Origin of the sequence: Jatrophihabitans cynanchi (assembly GCF_027247405.1) — a bacterium.
Lineage (GTDB): Bacteria > Actinomycetota > Actinomycetes > Mycobacteriales > Jatrophihabitantaceae > Jatrophihabitans_B > Jatrophihabitans_B cynanchi.
The window spans coordinates 383,448-400,996 of sequence record NZ_CP097463.1; the positions used below are offsets into that span (position 1 = coordinate 383,448).

General features: G+C 71.6%; 20 protein-coding genes. 5 read left to right on the forward strand and 15 right to left on the reverse strand.

Translation table 11 applies throughout. From position 1 onward, the window contains the following. Positions 1 to 20: 20 nt before the first annotated feature. From M6B22_RS01830 to M6B22_RS01840, 3 genes are read right to left on the reverse strand one after another with little or no spacing between them, the layout of a single operon-like run. Positions 21 to 146, reverse strand: coding sequence for a hypothetical protein (locus M6B22_RS01830; RefSeq protein ID WP_269444065.1), 126 nt, complete (start codon positions 144 to 146; stop codon positions 21 to 23). A gap of 2 nt (positions 147 to 148) precedes the next feature. Beyond that, positions 149 to 694 carry an HAD family hydrolase gene (locus M6B22_RS01835; protein ID WP_269444066.1) on the reverse strand — a complete coding sequence of 182 codons (546 nt, stop codon included), beginning with the start codon at positions 692 to 694 and terminating at the stop codon, positions 149 to 151. Beyond that, complete coding sequence (locus M6B22_RS01840; protein ID WP_269444067.1) at positions 695 to 1,561, reverse strand: GNAT family N-acetyltransferase; 867 nt, start codon at positions 1,559 to 1,561, stop codon at positions 695 to 697. It lies immediately after the preceding gene. A gap of 73 nt (positions 1,562 to 1,634) precedes the next feature. Between M6B22_RS01840 and M6B22_RS01845 the strand changes: the two genes are divergently transcribed. After that, a complete protein-coding gene (locus M6B22_RS01845; RefSeq protein ID WP_269444068.1) occupies positions 1,635 to 1,757 on the forward strand; it encodes a hypothetical protein in 123 nt (40 codons plus the stop codon). A 49-nt stretch (positions 1,758 to 1,806) separates the two neighbouring features. Here M6B22_RS01845 and ispG read toward each other — a convergent pair whose 3' ends face one another. The 7 genes from ispG to efeU form a co-directional block, all read right to left on the reverse strand. Further along, a complete protein-coding gene (ispG, locus tag M6B22_RS01850; RefSeq protein ID WP_269444069.1) occupies positions 1,807 to 2,961 on the reverse strand; it encodes a flavodoxin-dependent (E)-4-hydroxy-3-methylbut-2-enyl-diphosphate synthase in 1,155 nt (384 codons plus the stop codon). Positions 2,962 to 2,969: 8 nt separating this feature from the next. After that, positions 2,970 to 4,313 (reverse strand): M50 family metallopeptidase, encoded by a 1,344-nt coding sequence (locus tag M6B22_RS01855; RefSeq protein ID WP_269444070.1) that lies wholly within the window; start codon positions 4,311 to 4,313, stop codon positions 2,970 to 2,972. Positions 4,314 to 4,349: 36 nt separating this feature from the next. Then, on the reverse strand, positions 4,350 to 5,543 hold the full coding sequence (gene dxr, locus M6B22_RS01860) for a 1-deoxy-D-xylulose-5-phosphate reductoisomerase (RefSeq protein WP_269444071.1): 1,194 nt from the start codon (positions 5,541 to 5,543) through the stop codon (positions 4,350 to 4,352). Positions 5,544 to 5,578: 35 nt separating this feature from the next. Next, positions 5,579 to 6,742, reverse strand: coding sequence for an alpha-hydroxy-acid oxidizing protein (locus M6B22_RS01865; protein ID WP_269444072.1), 1,164 nt, complete (start codon positions 6,740 to 6,742; stop codon positions 5,579 to 5,581). 13 nt (positions 6,743 to 6,755) lie between these two features. Then, on the reverse strand, positions 6,756 to 7,997 hold the full coding sequence (gene efeB / locus M6B22_RS01870; protein ID WP_269444073.1) for an iron uptake transporter deferrochelatase/peroxidase subunit: 1,242 nt from the start codon (positions 7,995 to 7,997) through the stop codon (positions 6,756 to 6,758). Further along, positions 7,990 to 9,111, reverse strand: a complete 1,122-nt coding sequence (efeO, locus tag M6B22_RS01875) for an iron uptake system protein EfeO (RefSeq protein ID WP_269444074.1) — start codon at positions 9,109 to 9,111, stop codon at positions 7,990 to 7,992. Before efeO ends, efeB begins: the two co-directional genes overlap by 8 nt. A gap of 138 nt (positions 9,112 to 9,249) precedes the next feature. Further along, positions 9,250 to 10,842, reverse strand: a complete 1,593-nt coding sequence (efeU, locus tag M6B22_RS01880) for an iron uptake transporter permease EfeU (protein WP_269444075.1) — start codon at positions 10,840 to 10,842, stop codon at positions 9,250 to 9,252. 78 nt (positions 10,843 to 10,920) lie between these two features. Here efeU and M6B22_RS01885 point away from each other — a divergent pair, with 78 nt between their 5' ends. The 3 genes from M6B22_RS01885 to M6B22_RS01895 are packed head-to-tail and all read left to right on the forward strand — an operon-like array spanning position 10,921 to position 13,111. Then, positions 10,921 to 11,679 carry a LamB/YcsF family protein gene (locus M6B22_RS01885; protein ID WP_269444076.1) on the forward strand — a complete coding sequence of 253 codons (759 nt, stop codon included), beginning with the start codon at positions 10,921 to 10,923 and terminating at the stop codon, positions 11,677 to 11,679. Further along, positions 11,670 to 12,278 (forward strand): 5-oxoprolinase subunit PxpB, encoded by a 609-nt coding sequence (gene pxpB / locus M6B22_RS01890; protein WP_407935620.1) that lies wholly within the window; start codon positions 11,670 to 11,672, stop codon positions 12,276 to 12,278. The genes M6B22_RS01885 and pxpB overlap by 10 nt, the downstream gene beginning before the upstream one ends. Next, the gene (locus M6B22_RS01895) at positions 12,275 to 13,111 is read left to right on the forward strand and encodes a 5-oxoprolinase subunit C family protein (RefSeq protein ID WP_269444078.1); all 837 of its coding nucleotides are present in this window, start codon (positions 12,275 to 12,277) and stop codon (positions 13,109 to 13,111) included. Before pxpB ends, M6B22_RS01895 begins: the two co-directional genes overlap by 4 nt. Here M6B22_RS01895 and M6B22_RS01900 read toward each other — a convergent pair. From M6B22_RS01900 to M6B22_RS01915, 4 genes are all read right to left on the reverse strand, one after another. Then, on the reverse strand, positions 13,101 to 14,102 hold the full coding sequence (locus tag M6B22_RS01900) for an inorganic phosphate transporter (RefSeq protein WP_269444079.1): 1,002 nt from the start codon (positions 14,100 to 14,102) through the stop codon (positions 13,101 to 13,103). The two genes, M6B22_RS01895 and M6B22_RS01900, sit on opposite strands and share 11 nt — an antisense overlap. A 3-nt stretch (positions 14,103 to 14,105) precedes the next feature. Next, the gene (locus tag M6B22_RS01905) at positions 14,106 to 14,723 is read right to left on the reverse strand and encodes a DUF47 domain-containing protein (protein WP_269444080.1); all 618 of its coding nucleotides are present in this window, start codon (positions 14,721 to 14,723) and stop codon (positions 14,106 to 14,108) included. Between the two features lie 101 nt (positions 14,724 to 14,824). Next, complete coding sequence (gene purU, locus M6B22_RS01910) at positions 14,825 to 15,676, reverse strand: formyltetrahydrofolate deformylase (protein ID WP_269444081.1); 852 nt, start codon at positions 15,674 to 15,676, stop codon at positions 14,825 to 14,827. A gap of 4 nt (positions 15,677 to 15,680) precedes the next feature. Next, positions 15,681 to 15,908, reverse strand: a complete 228-nt coding sequence (locus tag M6B22_RS01915) for a DUF3618 domain-containing protein (protein ID WP_269444082.1) — start codon at positions 15,906 to 15,908, stop codon at positions 15,681 to 15,683. 91 nt (positions 15,909 to 15,999) lie between these two features. Between M6B22_RS01915 and bcp the strand changes: the two genes are divergently transcribed. Continuing rightward, positions 16,000 to 16,476: a thioredoxin-dependent thiol peroxidase gene (bcp, locus tag M6B22_RS01920; RefSeq protein ID WP_407935585.1), complete on the forward strand. Its 477-nt coding sequence runs from the start codon at positions 16,000 to 16,002 to the stop codon at positions 16,474 to 16,476. A 57-nt stretch (positions 16,477 to 16,533) separates the two neighbouring features. On the opposite strand, the gene M6B22_RS01925 is transcribed toward bcp, so the two are convergent. Beyond that, positions 16,534 to 17,397, reverse strand: a complete 864-nt coding sequence (locus M6B22_RS01925; RefSeq protein ID WP_407935621.1) for a hypothetical protein — start codon at positions 17,395 to 17,397, stop codon at positions 16,534 to 16,536. Positions 17,398 to 17,549: the final 152 nt, after the last annotated feature.

Below are 17,549 nucleotides of genomic sequence, written 5' to 3' on the forward strand. Positions count from 1 at the left end.
CGCAGGGCGAACCGGTCGGCTCAGCGCCACCGGTCGACCACCGCGAGGACGTCGCCGAGCCGCTGCACGACCGCGTCCGGAGTACCGACGACAGGACCGTGCTGCTCGGCCGGGATCGCGCTGTGCGGGATGTGCACGGTGCGCATGCCTACCGCAGCGGCACCGTAGATGTCGTCGAACACCGGTCGCCCACGAAGACCGTGCCCGCCGGGTCGTCCACCTCGACAGCCGCCAACGCGGAACGGAACGCCTCGGGATGCGGCTTGGTCCACGGGATCTCCGAGGTGTAGACGGCGCCGTCGATCAGGTGCGCCACCTCGTCCCGGACGAAGATCTGCTCGTGCACGCTGCGCGGCCAGATGGTGTTGGACAGCACGCCGACCTTGATCCCCCGCTCGTGCAGCGCGGTGAACAGCCCGATCGCGTCCGGGTCCAGCATCGTGTGCGGCTCCCACCAGGCGTGGAAGGCGGCCAGCATCTGCTCGGTGTGCGCGATGCCGGCCTGCGCGAACACCTCGTCCAAGGTGGCGCTGCGCTGCTCGTCGCGGCACCGCAGCCACATCGCGTTCTCGGCCTCGTGCAGCCGCGCGGCGGCTGGCGGGTCACCGACAGCGGCGAGCCACGCCTCGAGCGGTTCGATGGTGTGCCAGGGCGTGAGCGTGCCGCCCCAGTCGAAGATGACTGACGTGATCATTTAGAGCAGCACTGTAGACAGCGTGCCGTGCTGGTGCATACCGAGTTTCGCGTACACGCGGCGAGCCGCGGTGTTGAAATCGTTGACGTACAGGCTCACGGTCGGCGCGAGGGTCAGCCCGTGCCGCACGACCGTGGCGAGCGCGGCCGTGCCGATCCCGCGGCCACGCAGGTCCGGACGCACCCAGACGCCCTGGATCTGACAGGTGTGCGCGGTGAGCGCGCCGACATCGGCCTTGAACACGACCTGGCCGCGGCGATCGAAGCTGCCGAACGCGCGGCCGGCACGGATCAGTTCGTCGACGCGGCGCCGGAACGCGGCACTGCCCGGGGCGACGTGCGGCGACACCCCGAGTTCCTCGGTGAACATCGTTGCCGCGGCGGCCAAGTAGCGCTCGGTGTCGTCCGGGCGGGCGGCCCGCACGCTCTCGTCGCCCGGCACCAGGATCGGCCCGCTCGTGACGAGCAACGGCTGCTCGCGGCGGATGGCTCGCGGCGGGCCCCACCGCTCGGACAGCACCGGCCACATGGCGGCCACCGCGTCGGCGCGGCCCACGATCGAGGTGCAGATGCGGGGGCGCTGCGCGACCAGCGCGGCCAGCGCGGTCCACGACGCGGGGTCGCCACCGATCGGGATCAGGTTCCCCCCACTGAAGCAGGCGGCGACCAGGTCGTCGCCCTCGCGGACCGCGAACACGGTGCCCCCGAGGCGCTTCGGCTGCACCGATCCGACCGCGCGCACCCGCGAGTCGACCACCACGTTCGTGATCGGATCGGCACCGAGCAGGCGGGCGAACCGGCCGCGCGAGCTGTCGTCCAACGCGGCCACCCGGGCCCGGCGGCTCAGCCCCGGGTGCAGCGCAGTCACGTCCGCTGACGCTACCGGCAGACGCTGGTGTCGCGCAGCATCCTGTTCGCCGAGTTGACGACTGGACACGCCGGTGTGTGACTCCGAGGCCGCCAGGGTGCGCGACCTGACCACCTTCGCCCCGCTGCGGCTGCGCACCCGTGAGGCGTTGCAGACCCAGCTCGCCGTCTGCGGGTCGCGAGCGCAGGCTCGCTGATCCCGAGGCCAGCCGCCATCGGCCCGGTCGAGGCGGCGATGATCGCCGCTCAGCTCACCGAAACAGAGGGCTCTCCTGAAGCCACACCGGCCTTGCCCATCTCTTCGGCCAGCCGCATCGCCTCCTCGATGAGGGTCTCGACGATCTGCGACTCCGGGACGGTCTTGATCACCTCGCCCCTGACGAAGATCTGGCCCTTGCCGTTGCCGGACGCCACACCGAGGTCGGCCTCCCGAGCCTCGCCCGGGCCGTTCACGACGCAGCCCATCACCGCGACGCGCAGCGGCACGGTCATGCCCTCGAGGCCTGCCGTGACCCGCTCGGCGAGGGTGTAGACGTCGACCTGGGCGCGCCCGCAGGACGGGCAAGAGACGATCTCCAGCTTGCGCTGCCGCAGGTTCAGCGACTCCAGGATCGCCAGACCGACCTTGACCTCCTCCACCGGCGGCGCGGACAGCGAGACGCGGATGGTGTCGCCGATGCCGCGCGAGAGCAGTGCGCCGAACGCAGTCGCGGACTTGATCGTGCCCTGGAACGTCGGGCCGGCCTCGGTCACGCCGAGGTGCAGCGGGTAGTCGCACCGCGCGGCGAGCTGCTCGTAGGCCTGCACCATGATGACCGGGTCGTGGTGCTTGACCGAGATCTTGAAATCGCGGAAGCCGTGTTCCTCGAACAGCGCGGCCTCGTTCAGCGCCGACTCCACCAGTGCTTCCGGCGTCGCCTTGCCGTACTTGGCCAGCAGCCGCTTGTCCAGCGAGCCGGCGTTCACGCCGATGCGCAGGGACACCCCGGCGTCGGTCGCCGCTCGCGCGATCTCGGCCACCTTGTCGTCGAACGCCTTGATGTTGCCCGGATTGACGCGCACGGCCGCGCAGCCGGCGTCGATTGCCGCGAACACGTACTTCGGCTGGAAGTGGATGTCGGCGATGACCGGGATCTGCGAATGCTTCGCGATCTCGGGCAGCGCGTCGGCGTCGTCCTGCGACGGGACGGCGACGCGGACGATGTCGCAACCGGTCGCGGTCAGCTCGGCGATCTGCTGCAGCGTCGCGTTCACGTCGGCCGTCAGGGTCGTGGTCATCGACTGCACCGACACCGGCGCGTCACCGCCGACGAGGACCGATCCCACCCTGATCTGGCGGGACTTGCGGCGCGGCGCGAGGACGGGCGGGGGGCTGCTGGGCATACCGAGCGAGACTGTCACGCCTGCCATTATCCGCCGAAGAGCTGGACGGGTTTGAAGATGTCCGCATAGAACGTCAAAAGTGTGAGCAGGACGAGCACCGAGGCGACGCCGTACATCACCGGAAGCATCTGCGCGGTGTCCACGTAGATGGGCTTGCCGATGGCCTCGCCACCGTCGCTGTCGAGCGCCGGCGCCTTCTTGCGCACCCGCAGCCGCGCCCAGCCACGCCGGGTGGCCTCGACGATCGCGCCGGCCACGTGGCCGCCGTCCAGCGGCAGCAGGGGCAGCAGGTTGAAGAAGAACAGCAGCAGGTTGACGCTGGCGAGCAGCGAGATCAGCGCGAACACCTTGTCCTTGGTGTCCAGCAGGTTGGTCTCGGCGTACTCGCCGCCGATGCGGCCGATGCCGACGACGCCGATAGCCCCGTTCGGGTCGCGCGGCGTGCCGTGGAAGACGGTGTCCCAGAGGCTGCCGATCTTCTCCGGGTACCGGCCGAGCGCCGACAACCCCTTGCCGATCTGGCTGCCGATCTGGCCCGGCACCGCGGTCAGCGCGACATTCTCGTAGAAGTGGTGGTTCGTCGGCGAGATGCCGACGAAGCCCGCGGTCTTGGTCTTCGTGCCGGTGTCGTTCGCGTATTTCAGGTTGCGCACCGGGGTGATGGTCAACGGAACCTGTGCGCCGCCGCGCTCGACGACCACGGACAGCTGCTTGCCGGCGGACGGCTCGACCAGCGCGACGAGCTGATCCCAGCTGGACACCGCCGTGCCGTTCACCGAAAGGATCTTGTCGCCGGGCTTGAGCCCCGCGATCGCTGCCGGCGAGTTCGTCTGCGTGCATTTCTGCAACTCGGCCTTGGTGGCGTTGGCCGGCGAGACGCACTTGGTCACGGTCGCCACGGTCGTCGTCGGCTCGTCCTTGGGCAGGCCCAGGCCGACGAGCAGCACGAGGGTGAGCACCAGGTAGATCAGCAGGTTCATGCTCGGTCCGCCGAGCATGACGATCATCTTCTTGCCCGGAGTGAGCCGGTAGAACTCGCGGTCCTCGTCGCCCGGCTGTACCTCGGCGCGGCTGACCTGCCGGAAGTCCTCGACCGCGCTCGCCATCCGGCGCGGCCACCGCGAGACCTTGCCATCGGCGCGCGGCGGAACCATCCCGATCATCCGGATGTAGCCGCCCAGCGGGATCGCCTTGAGGCCGTACTCGGTGTCGCCCTTCTTGCGGGAGAACATCGTCGGGCCGAAGCCGACCATGTACTGGGTCACCTTCACGCCGAACTTCTTGGCCGGCACCATGTGCCCGATCTCGTGCAGCGCGATCGAGACCAGCAGCCCGACGGCGAACACGATGACGCCCAGTGCGTACAGCACGTTCGTGTCGTCCTCTCGATGCGTCCTGGTGCTCGCTCAGGCGTGGTTGCCGGGGGCGACGAGCGCGCGAGCACGCTCGCGGGCCCAGTCCTGCGCCCGTTCGACGTCCTCGACGGTACCTGGGCTCGCGGCGGCCGGGTGCTCGTTCCTCAGCCACTCATCCAGTACATCGGCAACGGTGTCCACGATCTGCAGGAAACTCACCGCCCCGGCGTGGAAGGCGGCGACCAGCTCCTCGTTGGCCGCGTTGTACACGGCAGGCGCCCAGCCACCGGCCTCGCCCGCCCGCCGCGCGAGGTCGACCGCCGGGAACGCCTCGCAGTCCAGCGGCTCGAAGGTCCACTGCTGCGACTTCGTCCAGTCCAGCGGGGCGGCGGCACCGCCGACCCGGTCCGGCCAGCCCATGGCCAGCGAGATAGTCAGCCGCATGTCCGGCGGCGATGCTTGCGCGATGGTCGAGCCGTCGGTGAACTCGACCATCGAGTGCACGACCGACTGCGGGTGGACGACCACGGCGATGTGCTCGTAGGGCACGCCGAACAGCAGGTGCGCCTCGATCAGCTCCAAGCCCTTGTTCACCAGGGTGGCCGAGTTCGTGGTGATCAGCTTGCCCATGTCCCAGGTGGGGTGCGCGAGCGCCTGCTGTGGCGTCACGTCGGCGAGGTCGGCCCGGCTGCGGCCGCGGAACGGGCCGCCGCTGGCTGTCAGCACCAGGCGGCGCACCTCCTCCGGGGCGCCGGCGCGCAGGCATTGCGCCAGCGCCGAGTGCTCCGAGTCGACCGGGACGATCTGACCGGCCGCTGCGCGATCGGCCACCAGCGGGCCGCCGGCAACCAGCGACTCCTTGTTGGCGAGCGCGACGAACCGGCCGGCCTCGAGCGCGGCGAGCGTGGCCCGCAACCCCTGCGCGCCGGCGACCGCGTTCAGGACCACGTCCGCCTCGCGCGCGGCGAGTTCGGTGGCGGCGTCCGGGCCGCCCAGCACGCGGATCCCGGCGGCGCCGAGCCCGGCGAGTCGCGTCCTGAGCTCGGCGGCCCGCGCGGTGCCGCCGACGCCGACCACCTCGACGCGCAGTTCGGCAGCCTGCTCGGCGAGCAGCGCCAGGTTGGCGCCGCCCGCGGCCAGCGCGGTAACCCGGAACCGGTCCGGCGCGTGCTTGGCGACGTCGATCGCCTGCGTCCCGATCGAGCCGGTCGAGCCGAGCACCGTGACTGTCCGCAGATCGCTCACGTCCCCATCCTCTCGCTGCCCAATCCTCGCGCTGCTCAGTGGGGCTGCAGCGCGTCGCGGCCGAGGCCGGCCGCGCTCGCGTGGCCGGACAGCGCCAGCGCCAGGTCGAGGTCGGCGAGCAGGCTGCGCAGCACGTGCCGCACGCCGGCCGTCCCGCCCAGGGCCAGGCCGTACACCCAGGGCCGCCCGACGAGCACCGCCCGGGCCCCGAGGGCGAGCGCTTTGAGGATGTCCGCGCCGGTGCGCACGCCGGAGTCGAACAGCACCTCCAGCGAGTCACCCACCGCGTCGGCGATCGCCGGCAGCGCGTCGAGCGAGGCGATCGCTCCGTCGACCTGGCGCCCGCCGTGGTTGGAGACTACGATGCCCTGCACACCGCAGTCGAGCGCACGGCGCGCGTCGTCGACGTGCTGGATGCCCTTGAGCACCACCGGGCCGTCCCAGTTCTCGCGCAGGAACGCCACCTGGTCCCAGGTGTGGTCGACGCCGCTGAACACCGGCAGCCAGCGCATCAGGGCGGCCGGCAGATCCTCGGCCGGCGGCTTGTCCAGCGGCGCGCAGAACGCCGGATCGGTGAAGTAGTTGGCCAGCCCCTCGCCGGTGAGGAAGGGCAGGTAGGCGCGGTCCAGGTCGTGCGGACGCCAGCCGAGCAGCCAGGTGTCCAGGGTGACGACGAGCGTGGTGAACCCGGCCGCCTTCGCCCGCGCCAGCAGGCTCAGGCAGACCTGCTCGTCGTTGGGCCAGTACAGCTGGAACCAGCGCACCCCGTCGCCGTTCGCGGCCGCGACGTCCTCCAGGCAGAACGAGGACACCGTCGAGAGCGCCATCGCCAGCCCGAGTTCGGCGGCCACCGCCGCGACGGCCTTCTCCGCCTCCGGGTGCACGATCGACTGCACGCCGATCGGTGCGGTGATGATCGGCGCGCGCAGCCGCTCGCCCAGCACGGTGGTGCCCAGGTCGCGGTCCGTCGCGCCGGTGAGCATCCGCGGTACCAGCCGCCACCGGTCGAACGCCTCGCGGTTCGCCCGGTTGGTCGCGCCGGAGCCGGCCGCGCCCGCGACGTACCAGAACGGTCCGGGTTCCAGGGCCTCGCGGGCGGCCTGCTCCAGCGCGCATGAGTCGGTGGTGAACGGCGGCAGCACGCCACCCATGCCCTGCAGGTAGATCTCGCTCGCGTACGCGGACAGCGGTGCACTCATGGGCCGCAGTCTGTCAGGCGAACAGCGCCTTGCCGAAGTAGTCGCCCGCTTCGGCGAGCCCGGGCGGCACCGCGAACAGCCCGCTGCCGGTGTGCCGGATGTACTCGTTCAGCAGGTCGTGCCCGCCGAGCCGGCGCTGGATCGGCACGAACTGGGTGCGTGGATCTTTCTGGAACACGATGAAGAACAGCCCGGCGTCCAGCAGACCGGTCTGCGGGTCGATGCCGTCGGTGTAGGAGTAGCCGCGGCGCAGCAGCTTCTGCCCGCCGTTGGTCGCCGGCGCCGCGAGCCGGATGTGCGCGTTCAGGTCGATCACCGGCTTGCCCTCGCCGTCCTTGGCCGCCAGGTTCACCGTGTCGGACTCGGACTTGCCGGTCAGCGGCGCGCCGCTGGTCTTGAACCGGCCGAAGACCTGCTCCTGGTCGAGCAGGAAGTCGGTGTCCCAGTTCTCGATCAGCATCCTGATGCGCCGCGCCACCAGGTAGCTGCCGCCGCGCATCCAGTCCTGGTCGGTCTCCGCACCGACCCAGACGAACTCGTCGAACGAGCGCGTGTCCTCGGCCTTGATGTTGTTCGTACCGTCCTTGAAACCCATCAGGTTGCGCGGCGTGTCCTGCGAGGTGGACGTGGACGAGGTACGCCCGAAGCCCAGCTGCGACCAGCGGAGCACCGCCGTGCCGCGCGCCAGCCGCGCGAAGTTGCGGATCACGTGGAAGGCGACCTGGGGGTCGTTCGCGCAGGCCTGCACACACAGGTCGCCCCCGCTGCGGTTCGGGTCGAGAGTGTCACCCGGCAGCGGTGGGATGTCGGCCAGCGCGGCCGGCCGGTAGCGGCTGAGCCCGAACCGGTCGTCGAACAGCGTCGGCCCGAAGCCGACGGTGATCGTCAACTGCGACGCCGGCAGTCCGACGGCCTCACCGGTGTCGATGGGCGGCGCGTGCGGGCTGATGTCGACCGCACCCACCGGTTCGCCGCGGGTCAGCTGGGCGGCCGCCGCGGCCCAGCGGGCGAGCATGGTCTGCACCGCGGTCTTGTCCCGTGAGGTGATGTCGAAGGCGCCGAACGCGAGCCGGTCCTGCGCGGGCGTCGCGATGCCGGCCTGGTGCGCGCCGTAGAACGGCACAGCCTCCGCGTGGGCGGACGAGCCGGTGCGCTCGGTGGCGCGGGCCACGCCGAAGCCCGCGCCACCTGCGGCGGCCAGCCCGGCCGCGCCCAGTGCTCCGCCGAGGAAGCGCCGTCGGGAGGTGTCAGGCATCGGCAACCTTGCTGGCCACCCTCGACAGCGGCTCCTGCACGGCCTTGATCGCGGCCGCCAGGTCACGCTTGTCCTGGTCGGTGAGCGCGGTGTACAGCACGAAGCCGGACTTCTCACCGGGGCTGCGGTACTTGTCCACGAGCTTGTCCAGCGCCGCGAAGTCCTGCTCGATCGTGCCGGCGAGCGCGCCGTCGATCTTCTCCAGCGCCGGCTGCAGCTGGGCGAACGCCTGCTCGGCGCCCTCGATGTTGTTGGCGAAGTCGAGCACGTCGATGTGCGAGTACCGCTCCTCTTCACCGGTGATCTTGCTCGCGGCCACCTCGTCGAGCAGCTCCTGCGCGCCGTTCGCCAGCTCGGTGGGCTGGTAGGTCAGCGTGCTGGTCAGCCTCTGCAGCTTGCCGATGTCGGTCACCAGGCCGGTCCCGTACACGGCCAGCCCGGTCAGGCTCTTGTCGGCGAACAGGCCCTTCTCGATGCGGTGAAAGCCCGTCCACTTGCTCGCCGGGACGTCCCCGTCGCGGGCGTCGATGTCGGCGTCCAGGCTCTCGCTGCCGACCGTGAAGGACTCGGCTACCGGCTCGATCTTCTCGTAGAACGGCCGGGCCGCCTGGTAGGCCTCCTGTGCGGCGGCGAGGTCGGTGCCCTGCAGCGCCGTCGCGAGCTTCTTGCTGGTCTCGAGCAGGTACCCGACCTGGGTGTTCACGTAGGCGGCGTAGCCGGTCGTGGCGTCCTGCAGCAGCGCCGCCACGTCGGCGTCCCCGGTCGAGGCCTCGCCGGTGACGGTGAGCGCGGTCTTCTCGTTCGCGGCTCCCGGGCAGTAGAGCGTGTACGTGCCGGCTCCCAGCTTCACCGCGAACTCGCCGGACAGGCCGGGCGGCAGATTCTCCTTCTCGCCGACGATGCGCTGGCCGCTGAGCACCTCGACCTCGCTGACCGCGGTCGCATCGGTGTTGCTGATCTTGAAGGTGATGCCGCCCGCGGCGAACTCGGTGCGGTCGCTCTCGCAGCCCTTGGCCGCGGTGATCGTGACGTTCGCGGTGTGCGCGTCTCCGCTCGCGGGCTTCGGGTCCGCGCTGCCGCTGCTCGTGCAGGCGGCCAGAGCGGTGGCCAGCACGGCGCCTGCGGCGGCGGTCGTAGCGGCTCGGCAGGTCCGGACGGCGCGGGTCCGGACGGGGCGGGTCCGGACGGGGCGAGGCGGCATCGGGTCTCCAGGGTCGACAGGTCAGCAGGTCAATAGTTAGGACAGGCTAACCTAACTTGCGACCAGACTCTGCGCCGGGGCCCCTACCGGGCGGCGCGACTGCCGGCGCTCCCGCTGCGACGCGGCCGCGACGGCCAGAGCACCCAGGCCGCACGCCACCGCGACCAGGCCGCAGCTCCAGGCACCGGCGACGAACGCCTGACGGCGGTCCAGGTCGTGCAACTCCGGCCGGGCGGCGGCCGCAGCGGCAGCGATCACGCCGGCGGGCAGCGCGCTGTGCCCCTGCGCGGCGATGCCGGCAAGCGCGAACCTCGCCCCGCCGGGGCCGGTGACGCTCGCGGTCACCCGTTCGGTCCAGCTCAGGTCCAGGACGCGGCCGGTGCGCGGCTCGACCCATACGCTCAGCACGGCGCTGTCGTGGTACGTCGCGGCAAGCGTGGAGTCCGATGCCGCCGAGAGCCCGATCGGCAGCCGCCCGCCGTTGAGCGCGGCGATCCGGTCCACGCCGAGGGACGCGGGCAGGCTCGCGGAAGCACTGCCGGTGCTGGTGGCCGCGTACACGTCCGCGGCCAGGCCGGCGCGCGTGTCGGTGCCGGTCCGGGTGAGCACGAAGTCCTCGGCCGGTCCGACCGCCTGGACGGCCGGGCTCTGCGCCTGGGTGCGCACTGTCGCGGTGTCGCCGTGCCGGTCGCTCACCCGGGCGGACACCGGGCCCGCCGTTGTCGCGGCAGGCGTCGCGGGACGTCCGGGCGCGAACAGCACCAGCGCCACAGCGCCGACCGCGAAGACGGCCGCGGCGCCGATCAGAACGCGCGACGTGGCCCGCTTGGGCAGTGACCTGCCGGGCGGCCACGCGACGTACAGGCCTACCGGGATCAGGTAGACCAACCAACCGACGACCTCGATGAACACCGGCTTGCTCTGGACGCCGAGCATGCCGGTGAGCAGCGAGGACTGCACCGAACCGGGGTGCACCAGCCAGGTCAGGTCGACGGTGCCGCCCTGTCCCGCGTTCAGCCAGCCCGCCTCGTGGGCGGTGCGCAGCGCGTTGACGACCAGCCCGGCCGCGACCAGCACCAGCACCAGGCCGGTGGCCCGGAAGAACTTGGACAGGTTCAGGTGCACGCCGCCGCGGTAGATGCCGTAGCCGAGCCCGATCGCCACCACGATGCCGAGCACGGCTCCGGTCGCGGCCGCCGACCCACTGCCGGACTCGTTGAACGCCGCGAGCAGGAACACGACGGTTTCGAAGCCCTCGCGCAGCACGGCGAGGAAGGCCATCAGGATCATCGCGCGGCCGGCCCGCGAGGTGCCCGCCATGGCACCGGCGGCCATCCCCTCGAGCTGGCCCTTCAGTTCGCGCGCGTGCCGGCGCATCCAGATCACCATGTAGGTGACCATGCCGACGGCCAGCGCGCCGATCACCGTCTCCAGCCCCTCCTGCTGGCGTTGCGGCAGGTTCTGCGAGAGCCGGTCGAGCGTGATGCCCACCGCGACGCACAGCAGCGTGGCCGAACCCACGCCGACGAACACCCACCGGAGTAGCTCGCGGCGGCCCTGCTTGCGCAGGAAGGCCGCGATGATGCCGACGATCAGGGCGGCCTCGAGGCCTTCACGCAGGCCGATCACGAAGGTGGGGAGCATCCGCCGGTCCTCGTCGTCGTCGTTAGGTAAGGCATACCTTCGTAACGATAACCGGGGCCGACCACTAGCGTCACGCGGGTGCCCATCGACCTGAACGCCGACCTCGGCGAGAGCTTCGGTGCCTGGCGTCTCGGTGACGACGACGCCCTGCTCGAGCTGGTCACGAGCGCCAACGTGGCCTGCGGCTTCCATGCCGGTGACCCGGTGACCATGCGCCGGGTGTGCGCCCGCGCCGCCGAGCGAGGGGTGAGGATCGGGGCGCAGGTCGGCTACCGCGACCTGGCCGGGTTCGGCCGGCGGCGCATCGACATCGACCCCGAGGACTTGACGGCCGAGGTCATCTACCAGCTCGGCGCGCTGGACGCGTTCGCGCGCGCGAGCGGGTCGCGGGTGCGGTACGTCAAGCCGCACGGCGCGCTGTACAACACGGCGGCCGACGACTCCGGGCAGGCCGGTGCGATCGCCGCGGCCGTCGCCGCCGTGGACCCGGAGCTGCTGGTGCTCGGCCTGCCCGCCTCCGAGCTCGAACGCGCGGCGCGGGGGGCCGGACTGGCGTTCGTTGCCGAGGGGTTCGCCGATCGTACCTACCTGCCGACCGGTCGGCTCGTACCGCGCGGGCAGCCGGGCGCGGTGCACACCGACCCGATGGCCGCGGTCGCGCAGGCGGTGCAACTGGCCCGCTTCGGCACCGTGACGGCTGTGGACGGAACCCGCATCGAGGTGCAGGTCGAGTCGGTGTGCGTGCACGGTGACACCCCCCGCGCGGTGCACCTGGTGCGCGAGATCCGCCGGACGCTGGCCGACGCCGGGATCGAACCGGCCCCGTTCTGCGCGTGATCAGCCGACCGTACGGCGACCGCGCCGTGCTCCTCGAGCCCGACGATCCGGCGCAGCTGGCCGGCTTGCGGGCGACGCTGGGCGCCGCGCCCGGGGTGCTGGAGGTAGTGCCCGCCGCCCGGACCCTACTGGTGAGCTTCGACCAGGCACGCACCTCGGGGGCCGCGATCGTCGAGGCCGCTCGGCAGGCCGAACACGCTCCGCAGGAGCTGCCGGAGGCCGCGCTTGTCGAACTGCCGGTCCGCTATGACGGCGCCGATCTGCAGGACGTCGCCGAGGAGGTCGGGTGCAGCGTGCCGGAACTCATCGCGCGGCACAGCTCGGCCGAGTACACCGTGGACTTCTGCGGCTTCGCGCCCGGCTTCGCCTACCTCAGCGGGCTCGAGCCGGCCCTGCACCGCCCCCGGCTGGCCACCCCGCGCACGCAGGTCCCGGCCGGCTCGGTCGGCATCGCGGGCGAGTACACCGGCGTCTACCCGCGCTCCTCCCCCGGCGGCTGGCGGCTGCTCGGGCGTACCGAGGCGGCCCTGTGGGACCCGTCCCGGACGCCGCCTGCACTGCTGGCGCCCGGCGTCCGGGTGCGGTTCCGGCCGCTGTGAGCCGCGCCGTGCTGGAGGTTCTCGCACCCGGCCCGCTGACAACCGTCCAGGACGGCGGCCGCGCCGGATACGCGCGGCTGGGGGTGCCGCGAAGTGGCGCGTTCGACCGCAGCGCACTGCGGGCCGCCAACCGGCTGGTGGGCAACCCGCCGGACGCGGCCGCCCTGGAGGTCACGCTCGGCGGCCTGCAGCTTCGGCTGCACCATGCCCTGACGTTGGCGATCACCGGCGCGCCGTGCACCGGGCTCGACCACGGCGTCGCCGTCACCCTGCCGGCGGGCGCCGTCGTCCGGCTGGACACCCCGCGGGCGGGATTGCGCAGCTATCTGGCGGTGCGGGGGGCGATCGCGCTTTCCGCGGTGCTGGGTTCGCGCAGCACCGACACGCTCAGCGGTCTGGGCCCGGCGCCGCTGCGTGCCGGCGACCGGCTGGCGGTCGGGCCGGAGCCACCGGCCCCGGTGGACGGGTCGCTCGTCCCGGCGCCGGCGCTGCCCAGGCGGCTGCGCGTCGTCCTCGGCCCGCGCGCCGACTGGTTCGCGCCGGACGCGCCGACCGCGCTGACCCGGACCGGGTGGACGGTGCGCCCCGACTCGGACCGGATCGGCGTGCGGCTGGTCGGCCCGCCGTTGCGACGGATCCGCGCGGGCGAGCTGCCGAGCGAGCCGACCCTGCCGGGGGCACTGCAGGTGCCGCCGGACGGCCGCCCGATCCTGCTCGGGCCCGACGCGCCGGTCACCGGCGGCTACCCGGTGATCGCGGTCCTGCGCACCGCCGAGCTGTCCGCGGCCGCACAGCTGCGCCCGGGCGATCGGGTCCGGTTCGTCACGTCGTGAACGGGTGCACACCGAGCCAGACGAGCGCCGCGACGAGCGCCGCGGCCGGCATGGTCAGCACCCAGGCGACGACGATGTTGCCGGCCACGCCCCAGCGCACCGCGGAGAACCGCCGGGTCGCGCCGACGCCCATCACGGCCGAGGAGATCACGTGCGTGGTCGAGACCGGCAGGCCGTAGGCCGAGGTGCCGAGCATGACGCCGCTGGCGACGGCCTGCGCGGCGAACCCGCTCGGCGGGGTCAGCGAGAAGATGCGCCGGCCCATCGTGCGCATGATGCGCCAGCCGCCGGAGTAGGTGCCGAGCGAGATCGCGGCCGCCGAGGACAGGATCACCCAGAGCGGGACGCCCGCGTGCGCATTCAGGTGACCGGACACGATGAGGGTGAGCGTGATGACGCCCATCGTCTTCTGCGCGTCCTGGGTGCCGTGCGCGAAGGACATCGTGGCCGCCGACGCGATCTGTGCCCAGCGGAAGCCACGGTTGGCCCGCACCGCGTTGATGCTGCGAAACGTCCACAGCACGAGCAGCATGAACAGGTAACTGAGCCCGAAGCCGATCAGCGGCGAGAGGACCATCGGGACGATCACCTTGTCCACGACGCCGGACCACTTCACCGCCTCGGACGCGGCGAGCGCGGCCCCGACGAGCCCGCCGATCAGGGCGTGCGACGAGGACGACGGCAGCCCGAAGTACCAGGTGCCGAGGTTCCAGACGATCGCGCCGACCAGGGCGGCCAGCACGACGGCGAGCCCTGCCGTGCCGCCGGTCGGCGTCTCGATGATGCCCTTGCCGACCGTCGCGGCGACCTTGGTCGAGATGAGCGCGCCGACCACGTTGGCGACCGCTGCCATGGCGAGCGCGACCCGGGGGGTCAGCGCCTTGGTCGAGATCGACGTCGCGATCGCGTTGGCCGAGTCGTGGAAGCCGTTCGTGTAGTCGAACCCGAGCGCGACGACGACGATGACCACCACGAGGGCGGTTGATCCCACCGGTCAGGACTCCTTGACCGCGATGGTCTCGACGGCGTGCGCGACGTGCTCGAGGGCATCGGCGGCGTCCTCGAGGCCGTCGGCCACCTCGCGCAGCTTGACCATCGTCAGCGCGTCGTAGTCGCCGCTGAACAGCTTGGACAGCAGCTTGCGGTAGACCCGGTCCGCCTCGTTCTCCAGGCGGTTCACCTCGATCCAGTAGGGCTCGAGGTCGCGCAACGTCTTCAGCCGCGCCATCGCGTCGGCGGTCTCGTGCGCCGAAGTCACCAGCAGGTTGATCTGATCGGCCATCAGCGCCGGCAACTTGCCCACGTCGGCCAGCACGACGAAGTCGGCGGCGGCCTCCATCGCGTCGACCACGTCGTCCAGCGCGGCCGCCAGCCGGTAGATGTCCTCGCGGTCGAACGGGGTGACGAAGCTGGTGTTCAACTGGCGCATGATCCGGTGCGTCACCGAGTCGCCGGCGTGCTCGCGCTCGCGCAACTGCTTGGCGATCGATTCGCGGTTCGCGTTGGGATCGAGCAGGCCGGACAAGATGTCCGCCGACGCCGCGACGTTCTGTCCGGCTTCGGTGAACATCGCATAGAAGGCGCTGTCACGCGGGGTGAGGCTGAAGGCCACGATGCTCCTCGCAGGTCGTGCGGTGGCAAGCGGAACGAGCCTAGTCACAGGTCAGTCGGCGATCCGCACCCGCCCGCCCGCACCGGGCATCACGCCGCTGGTCAGCCGAACACGATTGTCTTGTTCCCGAAAACGAGCGTTCTGTGCTCCACGTGCGCCCGGACGGCGCGCGCCAGCACGACCGTCTCCAGGTCACGCCCCTTGCCGATCAGGTCGGCCACCGAGTCGCGGTGGCTCACCGGTTCGACGTCCTGGGCGATGATCGGCCCCTCGTCCAGGTCCGCGGTCGCGTAGTGCGCGGTCGCGCCGATGAGCTTCACGCCGCGCTGCTGCGCCTGGTGGTAGGGCCGCGCGCCGACGAACGCGGGCAGGAACGAGTGATGGATGTTGATGATCTGCGCGGGGAACGCGTCCAGCACGGTCGAGGTGAGCACCTGCATGTAGCGGGCCAGCACCACCAGTTCGACGCGGTAGCCGCGCAGCAGTTCGACGAGCGCGGCCTCCTGCGCGGCCTTGGTGTCGGGCGTCACCGGCAGGTGGTGGAAGGGGACGCCGCTGAAGGTGGCGAGCGCGGCGTGGTCGGCGTGGTTGCTGATCACCGCGACGATCTCGGCGGGCAACTCGCCGGCCCGCCAGCGTCCGAGCAGGTCACCCAGGCAGTGCGCTTCCCGCGAGGCGAGCACCGCGATCCGGGGCCGCTCGTCGGAGAAGTGCACGTCGGCGTGCATACCGAACCGGTTCGCGACCGGCGCGAACGCGGTGGCGACCTGATCGCGGCCGAGCGTGGCCTCGTCCAGCTCGAACTCCACCCGCTGGAAGAAGACTCCGGCTTCCCGGTCGACGTGCTGCTCGGCGTGCAGCACGTTCCCGTTCGCGGCGAGCACGAACTCGGCGACTGCGTGGACCAGGCCGGGCCGATCCGGGCAGGAGATCAGCAGGACGGCAGTGGGCACGTGCTCAGTGCTTGCGGAGCTTGCGGACGATCATGACGACGACGAACGCACCGACGCCACCGATCACGGCCTTGCCCTGTGGCGTCTGCGCCTTCTCGGCAAGCGACTTCTTGGCGTTCTCGACGAGGCGCTTGGGGTTGGTGCGATACGTGATCTGGTCGACTGCGACCGCGAGGGAGGCGCGCGCCCGCTCGATGTCGCGCTGGATCTGGTCTGCCGTGCGGTCGGCCACGTCACGCTCCCTTCCCCTGGCCCGCTGTCGGGCCGGCTGGGCCTAGTGGGTTGCTGGGCCGAGCCTAGTGGGTTGCTTCGGCGCCGGTAGCGTGACGGCCATGAGCCGCCTCACGCCCGGTGACACCGCGCCCGCGTTCACCCTTCCCGACGCCGACGGCGCACCCGTCTCGCTCGCGGACTTCCGCGGCCGCAAGGTCGTCGTGTACTTCTACCCGGCCGCGATGACGCCCGGCTGCACGAAGCAGGCCTGCGATTTCCGGGACTCGCTCGCTTCGCTCAGCGCGGCCGGTTACGCGGTCGTCGGCATCTCGCCGGACAAGCCGGAGAAGCTCGCGAAGTTCCGCGAGCGCGACGCGGTCAACTTCCCGCTGCTGTCGGACGTGGACCGTTCGGTGCTGCAGGCGTACGGCGCGTTCGGCGAGAAGACGATGTACGGCAAGAAGGTCACCGGCGTGATCCGCTCCACCTTCGTGATCGACGAGCAGGGCAAGGTCGAGCTGGCCCAGTACAACGTGAAGGCGACCGGGCACGTGGCCAAGCTGCGCCGCGACCTCGGCCTGGACTGACAGTTGGCCCCGTAGCAGGGTCTCGCCCGCGTGTCGCGCCTGCTATGAGGCCAACGCTCAGTGCCGGATGCGGCCGGTCGCGACCACCTGGAATGCCGAGCCGGGCACCCGCTTCAACTGGTTGAGGTCGTCGTCGTTCCAGCCGCGGTAGGTGGCACCGGAGATGAACCAGTTCGAGCCGTTGTCCGCGACGAACATGCCGTACTTCTTCAGACACCGCAGGATGATCAGCGCCGCGCCGTGGTAGCCCTTGAGGCTGAACGAGGCCTTGAGCCGGAAGCGGGCGCCCATGGGCGGCGCGGACATCGAGTTGGTGGAGCCCGCCTGGTGCGTGGCCGGATGGATGTAGCCGCGCTGCGTGCGCGCCACCGTGAACCGCAGCGCGTGGTCGATGTGCCCGGCGCGGATCTCGTCCGGGCGCACCAGCCCCGGCAGGATCGGCAGCCCGGCAGCGTCGGCGGACGTCCAGCCCGCCGGGCGCAGCTTGTTGCTGCGCAGGTCGAACACCGCGCCGGACGCCGCGCGCCAGCTGTTGCCGGACCGGCGGGCGCCGTACAGCTCGTACACGTGACAGTTCCGCGAGGCGACCAGCACGTGCCGGTCGCTGCCGGCCTCGATGCGTGCCTTCGGCGGGATCGGGTACGGGCCGCGGTCGCTCTCGTCGCCGTACGCGGTGAACGTGACTTCGACCTTGGGCTGGCTCGTCGGCACCACGCTGTACGGGATCCCGTAGCTGGGGTTCGAGCCGAAGTCCGCGTGCAGGTGCCCACTCAACCCGACGCTGCGTACCCACGCCTTCGAGTGCGGGTTGACGCGCGCGTGCGAGATGTCCTTGCGCCACGCGCTGTTCGCCGGGAACAGCGGGCAGCCCGCGAGTGTCGGCACCGACTTCGCAACTGTCGTGGCATGCGCCCCGGCCACGACGACCGGCGCGGCGCCGGGTAAGGCGGCGACGACCGCGAGCGCGACCGCCGCCGCGAGCGTACCAACCTTCGCGCGACCCCGCACGTCATTCCCTTCGTAGTTCCGTCGATCGCCTACATCGGCCGGATCGTCTTCGCCGTAAGGGCCGC

Coding starts and splice junctions, on each gene's coding strand:
- M6B22_RS01830 (WP_269444065.1), bottom strand. CDS start 146: ATGCGCACCGTGCACATCCCGCACAGCGCGATCCCGGCCGAGCAGCAC.
- M6B22_RS01865 (WP_269444072.1), bottom strand. CDS start 6,742: ATGAGTGCACCGCTGTCCGCGTACGCGAGCGAGATCTACCTGCAGGGC.
- M6B22_RS01835 (WP_269444066.1), bottom strand. CDS start 694: ATGATCACGTCAGTCATCTTCGACTGGGGCGGCACGCTCACGCCCTGG.
- efeB (WP_269444073.1), bottom strand. CDS start 7,997: ATGCCTGACACCTCCCGACGGCGCTTCCTCGGCGGAGCACTGGGCGCG.
- efeU (WP_269444075.1), bottom strand. CDS start 10,842: ATGCTCCCCACCTTCGTGATCGGCCTGCGTGAAGGCCTCGAGGCCGCC.